Source organism: Flavobacterium sp. 245 (assembly GCF_004362055.1).
GTDB lineage: Bacteria > Bacteroidota > Bacteroidia > Flavobacteriales > Flavobacteriaceae > Flavobacterium.
The window spans coordinates 210,396-223,950 of record NZ_SNXB01000010.1 but is presented as its reverse complement, the minus strand read 5'-3'; the positions used below and the strand labels follow the sequence as shown (position 1 = coordinate 223,950).

11 protein-coding genes are annotated in these 13,555 nt (G+C 33.1%); 8 read left to right on the top strand and 3 right to left on the bottom strand.

Features of this window, described 5'->3' with window-relative positions:
- Positions 1-718 precede the first annotated feature (718 nt).
- Complete coding sequence (locus EV145_RS18205) at positions 719-1,399, bottom strand: DUF4294 domain-containing protein (RefSeq protein WP_133526617.1); 681 nt, start codon at positions 1,397-1,399, stop codon at positions 719-721.
- A gap of 81 nt (positions 1,400-1,480) precedes the next feature.
- Here EV145_RS18205 and EV145_RS18200 point away from each other — a divergent pair, with 81 nt between their 5' ends.
- From EV145_RS18200 to EV145_RS18170, 7 genes are all read left to right on the top strand, one after another.
- Positions 1,481-2,569: a M42 family metallopeptidase gene (locus tag EV145_RS18200; RefSeq protein WP_133526616.1), complete on the top strand. Its 1,089-nt coding sequence runs from the start codon at positions 1,481-1,483 to the stop codon at positions 2,567-2,569.
- Positions 2,570-2,639: 70 nt separating this feature from the next.
- Positions 2,640-3,320, top strand: a complete 681-nt coding sequence (locus EV145_RS18195; RefSeq protein WP_133526615.1) for a response regulator transcription factor — start codon at positions 2,640-2,642, stop codon at positions 3,318-3,320.
- Positions 3,317-4,675, top strand: a complete 1,359-nt coding sequence (locus tag EV145_RS18190; protein ID WP_133526614.1) for a sensor histidine kinase — start codon at positions 3,317-3,319, stop codon at positions 4,673-4,675. Before EV145_RS18195 ends, EV145_RS18190 begins: the two co-directional genes overlap by 4 nt.
- 86 nt (positions 4,676-4,761) lie before the next feature.
- Positions 4,762-6,009, top strand: a complete 1,248-nt coding sequence (locus EV145_RS18185) for a TolC family protein (protein WP_133526613.1) — start codon at positions 4,762-4,764, stop codon at positions 6,007-6,009.
- 12 nt (positions 6,010-6,021) lie between these two features.
- Complete coding sequence (locus EV145_RS18180; RefSeq protein WP_133526612.1) at positions 6,022-7,107, top strand: efflux RND transporter periplasmic adaptor subunit; 1,086 nt, start codon at positions 6,022-6,024, stop codon at positions 7,105-7,107.
- A 4-nt stretch (positions 7,108-7,111) separates the two neighbouring features.
- The gene (locus tag EV145_RS18175; protein WP_133526611.1) at positions 7,112-10,210 is read left to right on the top strand and encodes an efflux RND transporter permease subunit; all 3,099 of its coding nucleotides are present in this window, start codon (positions 7,112-7,114) and stop codon (positions 10,208-10,210) included.
- Positions 10,211-10,317: 107 nt separating this feature from the next.
- Entirely contained in the window at positions 10,318-10,920 is a 603-nt protein-coding gene (locus EV145_RS18170) for a DUF2238 domain-containing protein (protein ID WP_133526610.1), read from the top strand.
- 82 nt (positions 10,921-11,002) lie between these two features.
- On the opposite strand, the gene EV145_RS18165 is transcribed toward EV145_RS18170, so the two are convergent.
- Positions 11,003-11,386 carry an ankyrin repeat domain-containing protein gene (locus EV145_RS18165; RefSeq protein ID WP_133526609.1) on the bottom strand — a complete coding sequence of 128 codons (384 nt, stop codon included), beginning with the start codon at positions 11,384-11,386 and terminating at the stop codon, positions 11,003-11,005.
- A 371-nt stretch (positions 11,387-11,757) separates the two neighbouring features.
- On the opposite strand from EV145_RS18165, the gene EV145_RS18160 reads away from it, so the two are divergent.
- Entirely contained in the window at positions 11,758-12,294 is a 537-nt protein-coding gene (locus EV145_RS18160; protein WP_133526608.1) for an SRPBCC family protein, read from the top strand.
- Between the two features lie 126 nt (positions 12,295-12,420).
- Here EV145_RS18160 and EV145_RS18155 read toward each other — a convergent pair whose 3' ends face one another.
- The gene (locus EV145_RS18155; RefSeq protein ID WP_133526607.1) at positions 12,421-13,554 is read right to left on the bottom strand and encodes a glycoside hydrolase family 26 protein; all 1,134 of its coding nucleotides are present in this window, start codon (positions 13,552-13,554) and stop codon (positions 12,421-12,423) included.
- Position 13,555 lies beyond the last annotated feature (1 nt).

Here is a 13,555-nt window from a genome sequence, read left to right as displayed (position 1 = left end):
AGCGGGTGCAAAACTAAAACTTCTTTTTGTTTCTCGCAAGAAAAACTTGAAATATTTTGAAACTTTTCTTTCGTCTCATTTTTCTCGTTTTTCTTCCAATCTCTCAAGGAACTTTCCGTGTTTTGCGGGGTGCAAATGTAACATCCGTTTTCAAATCCCACAAGCTTTTTTTGAATTATTTTTCAAAACTTTCGTTTCCCTTAATTCGTTTGCTTGCCAGTGTTTCAGTGAACGTTTGTCGTTGTTGCGGGTGCAAAAGTAGCACCTTTATTTGCATTTCCAAGCCTTTTTATCATATAATTTCAATATTTTTTATAAGTCGCTGGTATGGGGGTTTTTATAACGCAAAGTTTTTTGGCCTTTTCTGGAACTTGGTCTTTTAGGTGGTTTTACCGCAAAGACACAAGAGTGTTTTCTCTTTGGGCCTGTATCCGCAAAGGGAGCAAAACTGGATTTTCCCTTGTTATCTGGGGTTTCTCGCAAAGACGCCAAGGCGCAAAGTCTTCCTTTTTCTTGACGGAAAATGATCATCCCTTATGGAAAAACAATAATTTTCTTCTGGAAGCAGTTCCTTATTAAAAACTCCCGCCCCCGATCAGATGTACTAAATACTTACTTTTATATATTATAAGAATGATCCTCTACTTATATATGTATAAAAAAAACAAACCCGACAGGTATTAATAAACTGTCGGGTTAATACATTATATATGTCCCGTTATTGCTCTTTGGGTTCTTTTGCTTTTTCTTCCCAATGATTCATCAGATCATTATAATTTACGGGGTTTGCTGCTTTCTGATTTACCAATCGGCCAGATTCGAATGCTCTTTGTAGAATTGTTTCTATTAAATAGTCTTCATTGACTTCGTATGGTTTATATTCCTTCTTTAAACTAATATCGAATAAATTGGCTGTAGTATTTGATACGAAAGCTTTGAAACCGCTTTTTAAAGTTCTAATTAATTCATAGGTCGTTATTCCTGTTTGTCTATGAACCAACTTTACTAGAATCTGGCCTTGTTTACGCGAAAGCTTTTTTAGTCTTGCTTCAAATTCATTATTAAGGTAGTCTTCTACAATTTTAAAATACTTCTTTTTTTCACGATTTGAATTTAAACGAGCCATTCCTTTATTTAATGCCGTCAATCTATCTGCTGCTAATTTTGCATAAGGATACACTTTATAAACTCTATTCTGAAGAATCAAAAATTGCTTTTGAGCTTCAGGGTCAAGTTTTTCTTTCGTAATAATAATCTCAGGCAACTCTATAGTATCGCCTAAAATAGAATCTTTTTCTGTTAGTACATAGCCCATTTGCTGATTCTCTTTCGGGGTAACCTGAGCATGGCTTGAAAATGAAAACAATATAAAGAATAAAAGAATACTGGTAAATCTCATCGAGTCATAATTTAAATGTAAAATTATATATTTATATACAACTCTAATACCAAATTTATAATTTAGCAAAAAAATATTTTTATGAGTTCAAATTCTATCTTAAAAGATACTTCAATTGCTTTCTTGGAAAGCTACCTAAATAACGCCTCTCCCACTGGATATGAAAGTGCAGGACAAAAACTTTGGATGCAATATTTAAAACCATATGTTGATACTTTTATAACTGATACTTACGGAACAGCCGTTGGTGTTATTAATCCAGATGCTCCTTTTAAAGTTGTAATTGAAGGACATGCAGATGAAATTTCGTGGTACGTAAACTATATTACGGATGATGGATTAATTTATGTAATAAGAAATGGTGGTTCTGATCATCAAATCGCACCTTCAAAAAGAGTAGATATTCACACTAAAAAAGGAATTGTAAAAGGTGTTTTTGGCTGGCCAGCGATTCATACACGTTTGCGAGACAAAGAAGAAACACCGAAATTAAGCAATATATTTATCGATTTAGGTTGTGAAACTAAAGAACAAGTCGAAGCTCTTGGTGTTCATGTGGGATGTGTGATTACTTATCCTGATGAATTTATGATTTTGAATGAAAATAAATTCGTGTGCCGAGCTATAGACAATAGAATGGGCGGATTTATGATTGCAGAAGTTGCAAGACTGCTTCACGAAAATAAAAAAACACTTCCGTTTGGATTATATATTGTAAACTCAGTTCAAGAAGAAATTGGTTTGCGCGGTGCAGAAATGATTGCTCACTCTATAAAACCAAATGTTGCTATTATCACTGACGTATGCCACGATACAAACACGCCAATGATTGACAAAAAAATTGAGGGTGACTTAAAAATGGGGAAAGGCCCTGTCATTGCTTATTCACCAGCAGTTCAAAATAAACTTCGTGATTTAATTGTTGATACAGCCGAAGAAAATAAGATTCCGTTTCAGCGTAATGCTACTTCAAGCGCTACAGGAACAGATACTGATGCTTTTGCTTACAGCAATGGCGGTGTCGCATCGGCATTGATTTCGTTGCCTTTGCGTTATATGCATACTACTGTTGAAATGGTTCATAAAGAAGATGTTGAAAATGTGATTCAATTGATTTACGAGACGCTTTTGAAAATTGAGAACAATCAAACTTTTTCTTATTTTAAATAAGAAAATAATTTAAATGTTAGTTCGGCTACCTATTATACAATAGTTAGCTGAATTGACTAATAAAAATAACATGAAAATAGTACTACTCGAAGACGATTTTACTTTATCTAAAGAAATCGCAGCATTTTTTACTTCGAAATGCTTCGAGTGCATTCCTTATTATGATGGATCATTATTATTAAAGAAATATGTTCCTGAGGAATACGATTTAATCATTCTTGATATCAACGTTCCGGGTACAAATGGCATTGATGTTTGTAAAGGTATACGAGCAATAGATAAAAAAACACCAATCATTATGCTGACGGCTTTCAGTGAAATTGAAGACAAATTAGCTTCTTTTGATAATGGTGCCGACGATTATTTAGTCAAACCTTTTCACTTTGAAGAATTGTTTGCCCGAATTTCCTCTTTACTAAGAAGAAAAGAAATTCCGCAAAAAATAGAGGAAAAGATTATCATTGAAGATTTGGAAATTTTTGAAGAAGAAATGAAGGTTTTCCGCGCAGGCGAAGAAATCAAACTTACTCCAAAAGAATTTAAATTGATTATGATTTTGGCACATGCCAAAGGAAAAGTCTTGTCTAAACAATTTATTGCCGAAAAACTCTGGGATTATCATATTGAAACCAATCAAAATACGATTGAAGTATATATTAACTTTCTTCGAAAAAAAATCGACAAAGAGCACGAAACAAAATTAATACGAACTAAAGTTGGCTACGGTTATTACTTAAGCAATCAAGAATGACATTAAAAAACAGAATATCACTTTTAGTCAGTTTGCTGTTTACAATCCTTTTTGGGCTGGCTTCTACCGTGATATTTGTTTTGTATTCTAATTTCAGAAAAGAAGAATTTCGAGATCGTCTAGAAATAAAAGCACTTTCAAACATCAAACTTCTTGTTAATGTAAAAGAAGTTGATGACCAGCTTTTAAAAATAATCGATCAAAACTCCATCAATAAATTATATGATGAAAAGACATTAGTTTTCGATTCTCATTATAAATTAATCTATAGCAGTATTGATGATGCAAAAATAAATTGGTCTATTGAAGATTTAAAATATCTTAAAAAACATAAAACCTTTTTTAAACAACAAGGTGATTATGAAGTTTATGGTGTTTTTTATGACACAAAAGATAAAGATTTTTATGCCTTAATATCGGCTACAGATGATTATGGAAAACGAAAATTACTTTTCCTGCGTTACACCTTAATTATATCGTATATCTTTTTCACCTGTATTTGCTGGGTTTTAACTTCGTTCATGGTCAAAAAGGCAATGAATCCGTTAAGTGTTTTTCATCAAAAAATAAAAAATATAAACGAGAATAATCTCGACACGCGCGTAGAATCCAAAAGCAATAAAAATGAAATTGACTTGATTGCAAATGAGTTCAATTTTATGATGGACCGAATTGAGATTTCTTATCAAAAGCAAAAAGAATTCACTGCACATGCGTCGCACGAGCTACGAACTCCGTTATCGCGAATTACTTCGCAGATTGAAAATGTCGTTATTGATCCTTCGACATCAGAAAAAGGCAAATCGTTTTTAAAAGTTATTTTATCTGATGTAAATCAACTAACAGAATTAATTAACTCTTTATTGATTCTTTCGAAAATTGACAATAAAAACCACGAAAATACTGAAGTTCATAGAATCGATGAAATTCTATTTTCGGCTATTGAAAATATAAACAAAAGCTTTCCTGATTTCGTAATTCTTTTTGAAATGGAAGAAAGCGACAATCTAGATACTGTTTTAGAAGTAAAAGGAAACAAAAATCTTCTCGAAATTGCACTTGGCAATGTTTTAAAAAATGCCTGTGTATATTCTGATGACAAGCAAGCTCAAGTAAAAATTAGTGACCAGCAAAATCATCTTGTTATATCTATTTCTAATAACGGAAAAACATTAAGCGAAGAGGAGCAAAAGAATCTTTTTCAACCTTTTATGCGAGGCAAAAATGCAAAAGGAACCACAGGTTTCGGACTAGGATTGCGCATTGTGCAGCGCATACTCTCTTTGCACAACTCCACCATAACTTACAGTGTACCAGAAGAAAATGTAAATTTATTTCTTCTATTTTTTCATTAATATCTTTTTTAAGGTCTTTTTAAGGTCGATTTTAAGGCTTCTTAAAGTCTGTCGATAGCATATTTGTACAACTTAAAATTGATACAATGAAAAATGTCTATGCAATACTTCTGCTTGTGTTCTTGAATCAGGCAGTAATGGCTCAAAAAACAGTCACACTTCAAGATTGTGAGAGTCAGTTTCTGAAAAAAAATCTTTTTTTGCTTGCCTCTCAATATAATATTGATGCTTCAAAAGCACTGACAATTCAAGCAAAAATTTGGGACAATCCGTCGTTAACAGCAGAATTAAATGCTTATAATCCTGAAGCCAATCGCTATTTTGACATTGGAAAAGATGGACAAAAAGCATTTGGCATTGAACAGTTAATTTATTTAGGCGGAAAAAAACGCAATGAAGTTAAACTCGCGCAAACCAATGAACAATTGGCAGAACTACAGTTTAATGATCTTTTAAGAACTTTAAAACTTCAATTACGAAAAAGCTTTTACACAGTTTACTATAATACAAAAAGCTTAGAAACAACAGATCAACAGCTTGCTCATATTGAAGATCTGATCACCTCTTATTCTATTCAGGCACAAAAAGGAAATGTTCCCTTAAAAGATGTCGTTCGTTTACAATCATTGTATCTTAATTTTAAAAATGAACGAATGGAAGTTGTAAATGATAATATTGAAGAACAAGGCAATTTAAGATTACTCCTGAATTCAACAGAAAATATAGTTCCAGAAGTTTCAAAAGAAGAATTCAGCAAATATTTAAAAACACTGCCTTTCGATTTAAAATCTTTAGAAGATCAAGCTATTGCTAACAGACCAGATTATATGGCCAAACAAAAAGAAATTGATGCAAATGAACTTAATGTAAAATGGCAAAAATCACTTTCGGTTCCTGATCTTACTTTAGGAGCAAATTACGATCAGCGAAGCGGTGCTTTTAATAAAGAAGCAAATTTGACATTAGGAATTCCGCTGCCACTTTGGAACAAAAACAAAGGGAATATCAAATATGCCCAAACTATACTAGAACAGTCTAAAATTGAAAAACAAAACTTCGATCTGCAGCTACAGACAGAAATAACATCGGCATGGAATAAATGGGATGAATCACGTAAAAACTATTCAGTAATAAAACCAACTGTAAATGCTGATTTTGAAGCCGTTTACAATGGAATGTTAACCAATTTTCAAAAACGAAACGTGAGCTTATTAGAATTTACTGATTTTATGGAAAGTTATAATCAAGCAACAATATTAGTAAATGAATTAAAGAAAAAACTCGCGCTTTCTGGAGAAGAACTAAACAGTACAATCAATAAAGACTTATTCTAAAAATATACAAAGATGAAACATAAATTAATTATAGGAATTGCAGTCGTAAGTTTATCTCTTGCCAGCTGTAAAAAAGAAGTCGAAAATCCGCAGACCAATTCGTCTTTTGCATTAAGTGATTCAATGCTAAAAACAACTACAACAGCCGTTGCAAAAACACAGCCTGTAACAAATGAATTAAATTTTTACGGAAAAATTACGGCTGACAACAATAAAATGATTGATGTTTATCCGCTTGTTGGCGGCAACGTAATCAAGGTCAATGTTGAACTTGGAGATTATGTTCGTAAAGGGCAAGTTCTAGCCACAATTAGAAGTACAGATATTGCCGATTTTGAAAAACAATCTCTTGATGCGAAAAGCGATTTATTAGTAGCAAAAAATAATTTAAAAGTAGCTCAGGAATTATTTGACGGGAAATTAAATTCTGAAAGTGATGTCCTTCAGGCAAAAGCTGAAGTAAATAAAGCGCAGTCGCAATTAAGCAAAATTCAGGAAACATACAAAATCTATAATATTAAAGCTGGTTCAATATATGAAGTTACGGCGCCAATAAGCGGATTTATTATTCAAAAAAGCATTAATCAAGATATGCTTTTACGAAACGACCGCTCTGAAAACATCTTTGATATAGCAGAAATAAGTGAGGTTTGGGCAATGGCAAACATTAATGAAATGGATATTAATAAAGTAAAACTAGGAATTGATGCCGATGTAACTACGTTAAGTTATCCAGATAAAGTTTTTAAAGGAAAGGTTGATAAAATTTTTAATGTAATTGATCCAGAAACTAAGGCAATGCAGGCCCGTATTAAACTGCAGAATTCTGATTATTTATTGAAACCAGATATGAACGCTAACATAAAATTATTTCTAAAAGAAAATAATTCAATGATTGCAATTCCGAGCGACGCTATTGTTTTTGACAAAAGCAAAAATTTTGTGATGATTTTTAAAGATCGCCACAACATCGAAACCAGACAAGTTGATGTTTTCAGAGTTGTTGGCAAAACCACTTATATCTCAAATGGCTTAAAAGAAAATGAAAAAGTCATTACCAATAATCAGTTATTTATTTACCGCGCCTTAAACGAATAAAAAAATGAACAAATTCATTAGAAATATTATTGCTTTTTCGCTTAAGAATAAAGCTTTCACCTTTTTTTGGGTGGGAATACTGGCTGTTGCAGGATTTATTTCTTTCAAAAATATGCCAATTGATGCATTTCCAGATGTAACAAATACGCAGATTATCATCATTACGCAATGGAATGGCAAAAGTGCCGAAGAAGTTGAACGCTTTGTAACTTCTCCTATTGAGATCTCAATGAACTCCGTTCAGAAAAAAACCAGTGTCCGTAGTATTACGATGTTTGGTTTATCTGTAATCAAAATTATTTTTGATGATGGTGTCGATGATACTTTTGCACGTTTACAGGTAAATAATTTATTAAAAAACGTTTCACTGCCTGATGATGTAGAACCAGATGTTCAGCCTCCATATGGTCCAACTGGCGAAATATTTAGATATATTGTAAAGAGCAACAGCAGAGACAGCCGCGAATTATTGACCTATCAAAACTGGGTAATTGATAAACAATTGCGCGCAGTTCCAGGTGTTGCTGATTTGAATGTTTTTGGAGGTCAGACTAAAACGTACGAAGTTGGAGTTGATCCAATTAAATTAGCTAAATATAACATTACACCTTTACAGGTTTACAATGCAGTAAATGCAGGAAACTTAAATGTTGGTGGTGATATTATTGAGAAAAACGGGCAGGCATTTGTGGTTCGCGGTGTCGGGCTTTTAAAATCGATTCCTGATATTGAAAATATTATTGTCGATGATGCAGGCGGCAATCCAATCTTGGTGAAAAATGTAGCAAATGTTTATGAAAGCGCCATGCCGAGAGTTGGTCAAACCGGAATTGGTAAAAATGATGATGCAGTCGAAGGAATCGTCGTAATGAGAAAAGGCGAAAATGCCCAGGAAACGTTGGCTTTGATTAAAGACAAAATCAAAGATCTAAATGACAATATTCTTCCTAAAGACATAAAAATAGAAACGTTTTACGATCGGGATAATTTAATGAACTTCACGACCGAAACGGTAATGCATAATTTATTTGAAGGAATAATTTTAGTTACTGTTGTCGTTTTCTTATTCATGGCCGATTGGCGAACTACATTTACCGTTTCTATTGTAATTCCGTTGTCCTTACTATTTGCCTTTTTGTGTCTAAAAATGATGGGAATGAGTGCCAACTTACTGAGTTTGGGAGCAGTCGACTTCGGAATTATTATAGACGGTGCAGTAGTTATGGTTGAAGGGTTGTTTGTTGTATTAGACCATCGAGCGCATCAGCTTGGAATGACCGCGTACAATAAAATTGCTAAAGGAAGCTTGATCAAAAAAACAGGAACTGAAATGGGTAAAGCCATCTTCTTTTCTAAATTAATTATCATTACGGCCTTATTACCAATTTTTTCATTCCAAAAAGTAGAAGGAAAAATGTTCTCTCCTCTAGCCTACACATTAGGTTTTGCGTTAATGGGAGCATTGCTTTTTACTTTGACTTTGGTTCCGGTTTTATCTCATATTCTTTTAAATAAAAACGTAAAAGAGAAACATAATCCGTTTGTGAATTTCTGGGATCGAATTGTTGGAAAAGGATTTGCTTGGACATTTAAGCATAAGGTCCAAACTCTAGTTGCTTCTTTAGCAATATTGGTTACTGTTTTCTTTTCGGCTACTTTTTTAGGAACTGAATTTTTGCCACAATTAAACGAAGGTGCTTTATGGGTAACGGCAGAATTACCAATGAGTTCCTCACTTCCAGAAAGTGTTCAGACGGCTGCAATGATCAGAAAAGATCTTGAAAGTTTTCCAGAAGTAAAAAATGTGTTGTCGCAAACGGGTCGAAGCAATGATGGAACTGATCCAAATGGTTTTGGATTTATTCAGCTGCAGGTTGATTTAAAGCCAAAATCGGATTGGAAACGCAAAATTTCTATGGATGATTTGATTAACGAAATGGATAAAAAACTGAAAGTTCATCAAGGTATAACTTATAATTATTCACAGCCGGTAATCGATAACGTAGCCGAATCTGTCGCGGGATTCAAAGCCTCGAATGCAGTAAAAATTTATGGCGATGACTTAGATAAACTTGATGAATTGTCAAATGAAGTATTAGACAAAATCAAAAATATTCCTGGAATTAAAGACGTTGGAATTCTGCGAAATGTTGGACAGCCTGAAATCAGTGTTATTTTAGACCGAGAAAAAATGGCCGCATATGGAGTAACATTAAGTGATGCACAAGCCGTTTTAGAATTAGCTTTTGGAGGAAAAACAGCCACTCAAAAATATGAAGATGAAAAGAAATTTGATGTCAGAGTCCGTTTTTCAAAAGAATATAGAAAAGATGAAGAAGATTTGGCCGAACTTAAGGTTCCGACAATAAGCGGTGTTAAAATCCCACTAAAAGAAATCTGCGACATTAAAACCATAACTGGCCCTGCATTTATTTATAGAGATAATACAAAACGTTTCATTGGCGTAAAATTCTCTGTTCGTGACCGAGATTTGGGAAGCACGATTGCTGAAGCGCAGAAAAAAGTAGCCGAATTAAAAATGCCAAACGGTTATACAACTGGATGGACTGGAGAATTTGAAAATCAGGTTCGTGCAAGTGCGCGTTTGGCTCAAGTGGTGCCAATCAGTTTAATTGGAATATTTGTACTGCTTTTTATTTTGTTTGGAAATATCAAAGATTCACTGCTAGTTTTGGCCAATGTTCCGTTTGCAGTTATTGGTGGAATTATGGCTTTACATATAACTGGAATGAATTTTGGAATCTCGGCTGGTGTTGGTTTCATTGCCTTACTGGGAATATGTATTCAAAATGGAGTGATACTTATATCCGAATTCCATCATAATTTGAAGGCCAAATTTAGTCTTGAAGAATCCATTTTTATGGGAGTAAAAGCAAGGACGAGAGCAGTAGTAATGACAGCGCTTATGGCTTCAATAGGTTTAATGCCGGCGGCAATTTCAACTGGAATTGGTTCTGAATCACAAAAACCTCTTGCAATTGTCATTATTGGCGGTTTAGTAACAGCAACCATCCTGACTTTATTGGTTTTTCCAATTATTTTCTGGGTTTTTAATCGCAAAAAAAATATTCCTATCGAATAATAAAGATTTTTATTTAAAGAGAAAGCATCATTAATTTTAATGGTGCTTTTTTTATTTTTATTAAACTTTACTTTAATATCTTGCATTAGATCTAAAAAAGACGATTTATGAAATACATCCATTTTCTAATAACCATTTTTTCAATTTCTTTAGTAGCTTCAATTATAAATCCTAAAGAAGGCTTTACCTGTTTTCTTGAAATTATTCCGGCAATTATTGGTTTTCTGATTTTAGCATTCACCTTCAAAAAATTTCGTTTTACCAATTTTACTTACACTTTGATTTTAATACATTGTATAATTCTTTTCATTGGCGGTCATTATACTTATGCCGAAGTTCCATTTTTTGATTTTATAAAAGAAATTTTTCATCAAAGCCGAAATAATTACGACAAAGTAGGCCATTTTGCGCAAGGTTTTGTTCCTGCTATGATTATTCGAGAATTATTTATCCGCAAAGAAGTCATCAATAATAAAAGCTTTTTCAATTTTATTATTGTCAGTATTTGTTTGGCTATAAGTGCCACATATGAATTTATAGAATGGTTTGTTTCGCTGGCAACCGGAGATGGCGGTGATGCTTTTTTAGGAACGCAGGGTTATGTTTGGGATACGCAGTCTGATATGCTGTTTGCCACTATTGGTGCAATTACTGCTTTAGTATTATTTTCCAGACTTCAGGATAAGAAAATTCAAGAAATTCATTCTTAAAATTCTTGATAGTTTAAAATAAAAAACGGCCCTCTGCTCAAGGAAGGCCGTTAACTATACTAACTCAAACTAGATTAAACTGTTATTTTACATCTTTCAAAATTGCAATTGCTTCAGTTGCATTTGACAATTGTGCATATTTCAATGCTGTAAAACCCTGTTCGTTTTTGTCTTCAGGACGTGCTCCATTTTCTAATAGAACTTTGATAATCTCAACTTTATTGTATCGTGCTGCGATCATCAAAGGCGTCATATCCTCAGACTGTTCGTTTACATTGGCTCCATAAGCAATAAATTTTTTCACTATTTCTAAATCTCCTTTGCTAACTGCTACGTGCAATGGTGCTGAGAAATTTCTTGAAACTTCAATTTTTGGATTTACTGCTGATGCTGTGTGATTTGCTGCCATTGAAACATTGGCAAAAGCTACTAAAGCTACTCCTAAAATAATTACTGACTTTTTCATGTTGATTGATTGTTAAATTGATTGATTATTGATGATTTTTAATTTCTATGTAAATGTAATTCAATTTTATCTATTATGTATTACAAAGTACCTTGTTTTAACTAATTCTTAACATTCAATTAATATAAGCGCTGATAATCAAACTGAAGGTTAATAATTTGCTTTCTTAATAGACGCTGAAAAACTCAATATGTTACAGTTCAAATCAAAAAAAATGTAAAAAATCTTATGAAAAATTTTCATTTTCACAAAAGGCCCTTTAAACATAGGCCTTTTACTTCGTTCAAAATCAACAGAAAAGGATTATTATTTTATGATTTTATGTATATTTAATAAACCAAAAAGCAATAAAAACTTAAAAACAAAAAACTATGGGAATTATCAAAAAAATTTTGATTGCATTGATTCTAATCATTGCTATAGTATTAATTGCAGCTGCGATTATGCCAAAAGATTATGCTGTAGAAAGAGAAATAACCATTAACAAACCCGTTGATTCTGTATTTAATTATGTACGATCGCTAAAAAACCAAAACGAATTTAGTGTATGGGCAAACCTTGATCCTAAAATGAAATCAACTTACACAGGTACCGATGGAACTGTTGGGTCAATTTCGGCATGGGAAAGTGAAGTCAAAGAGGTGGGTATTGGTGAACAAGAAATTACAAAAATAACGGAAGGAAAACGAATTGACTTCGCGCTTCGTTTTAAAGAGCCAATGAATGACACTGCTGTAGGTTTTATGTCTACTGAAAGTATTTCTGGAAACCAAACAAAAGTAAAATGGGGAATCAGCGGCGTAATGCCATATCCTATGAACATCATGTTGCCTATGATGAAAATGGATCAAATGATTGGAAATGATCTTCAGAAAGGTTTGGAAAATTTAAAAAACAAATTAGAATAATATCTCCTAAATAATAAAGCAAAAGTGCAATTCAAATTAAATCTGAATTGCACTTTTTTTTTGCTTTATAAAAAAAGCGCACTCCAGTTTTATCTGAATTGCGCCTTTAATTATTTAATAAACAAACTAGATTTTAAATTTACTGCTGTAAATATTTTTCAAGTCCTTCTCAAACAAAGTAAATGGATCTTCATAAAATTTGATAAAATCTGGCACACTGACTTGCCCGGGAAATGGCGCATAATAATGAGTTGGGCTAGTAGTGTCGTTTCTCCAAACCAAAACATAAGCCAATTCTATATTTTCAGATTTTAAAGTTTTTAATAAACTTTCTGTCCACCATGTTTTGTTTGGTATAGATTCTAAGCCAGTTTCAGTAAAAGCAGCTAATTTTTGTTTTTTGATTGCCAAATCTGATATTATTTTGAGCCTCTTCACTCCTGCTTCGAGATTATATTTATCGTCACGGCCAAAATCTGCATAGTCATCCATACCAAACATATCTACAAAACCATCTCCGGGATAACGCTCCAAGTATTCTTCTTCAGAATTAAATTTTACATCTGGCGAAAAAGCATATATAAAATTATGAACGCCTAAAAAATCTCTCAAATAAGAAACTGTAAATTGCCAGACCGCTATAAAATCTTCTCGAGAAGTAAATTTTTTCCCCCACCAAAACCAATCACCATCAAATTCATGAAAAGGCCTGAAAATCATTGGTGCCAAAGTCCCATCATTCGCTCTAGCCGAATTTGCAAAATCGGCAATAGTTTTTAAAATTTCTTTGTATTTTTCATGATGGGAACCGCCGGGTTTAATTAATGAAATGGCAGGGGAAGACACAGAATCTTTCCAATAAAATCCATTTTCAGAAACGGGATTATTAAAATGCCAAGAAACAGTCGTAATACCACCACGTTCATAAGTTGCAATAACATTTTTTCTGAGGGTTTCTTTTGCCTTTTCAATTACATCTTTTGGCCGTCCAGAGAAATCACTTAAATCAATTCCAATAACTGCGGGATGCGAGCCTGTAACCGATTTTACATCAGAACGATTGGGTCCATTTTTCCAGCCATGTCCATATTCCAATGCGTGCTGATGTCCAAAAAGAATATGTTTTTTTGAAATTAATTTTAGATTTTGATATAAAGCTTTCGTTTCCTTCGTTGCGTTTTTATCAATTTGAGCAAAAAGAAAATGCCCAGCTGTTAATAAGAGAAACAGATAGGCATTTTTTATTTTTATTAATTTCATG

Bases quoted from the DNA above. Each gene is read 5' to 3' on its own strand.
- EV145_RS18205 (WP_133526617.1), bottom strand. From the start codon at position 1,399: ATGAGATTTACCAGTATTCTTTTATTCTTTATATTGTTTTCATTTTCA.
- EV145_RS18200 (WP_133526616.1), top strand. From the start codon at position 1,481: ATGAGTTCAAATTCTATCTTAAAAGATACTTCAATTGCTTTCTTGGAA.
- EV145_RS18195 (WP_133526615.1), top strand. From the start codon at position 2,640: ATGAAAATAGTACTACTCGAAGACGATTTTACTTTATCTAAAGAAATC.
- EV145_RS18190 (WP_133526614.1), top strand. From the start codon at position 3,317: ATGACATTAAAAAACAGAATATCACTTTTAGTCAGTTTGCTGTTTACA.
- EV145_RS18185 (WP_133526613.1), top strand. From the start codon at position 4,762: ATGAAAAATGTCTATGCAATACTTCTGCTTGTGTTCTTGAATCAGGCA.
- EV145_RS18180 (WP_133526612.1), top strand. From the start codon at position 6,022: ATGAAACATAAATTAATTATAGGAATTGCAGTCGTAAGTTTATCTCTT.
- EV145_RS18175 (WP_133526611.1), top strand. From the start codon at position 7,112: ATGAACAAATTCATTAGAAATATTATTGCTTTTTCGCTTAAGAATAAA.
- EV145_RS18170 (WP_133526610.1), top strand. From the start codon at position 10,318: ATGAAATACATCCATTTTCTAATAACCATTTTTTCAATTTCTTTAGTA.
- EV145_RS18165 (WP_133526609.1), bottom strand. From the start codon at position 11,386: ATGAAAAAGTCAGTAATTATTTTAGGAGTAGCTTTAGTAGCTTTTGCC.
- EV145_RS18160 (WP_133526608.1), top strand. From the start codon at position 11,758: ATGGGAATTATCAAAAAAATTTTGATTGCATTGATTCTAATCATTGCT.
- EV145_RS18155 (WP_133526607.1), bottom strand. From the start codon at position 13,554: ATGAAATTAATAAAAATAAAAAATGCCTATCTGTTTCTCTTATTAACA.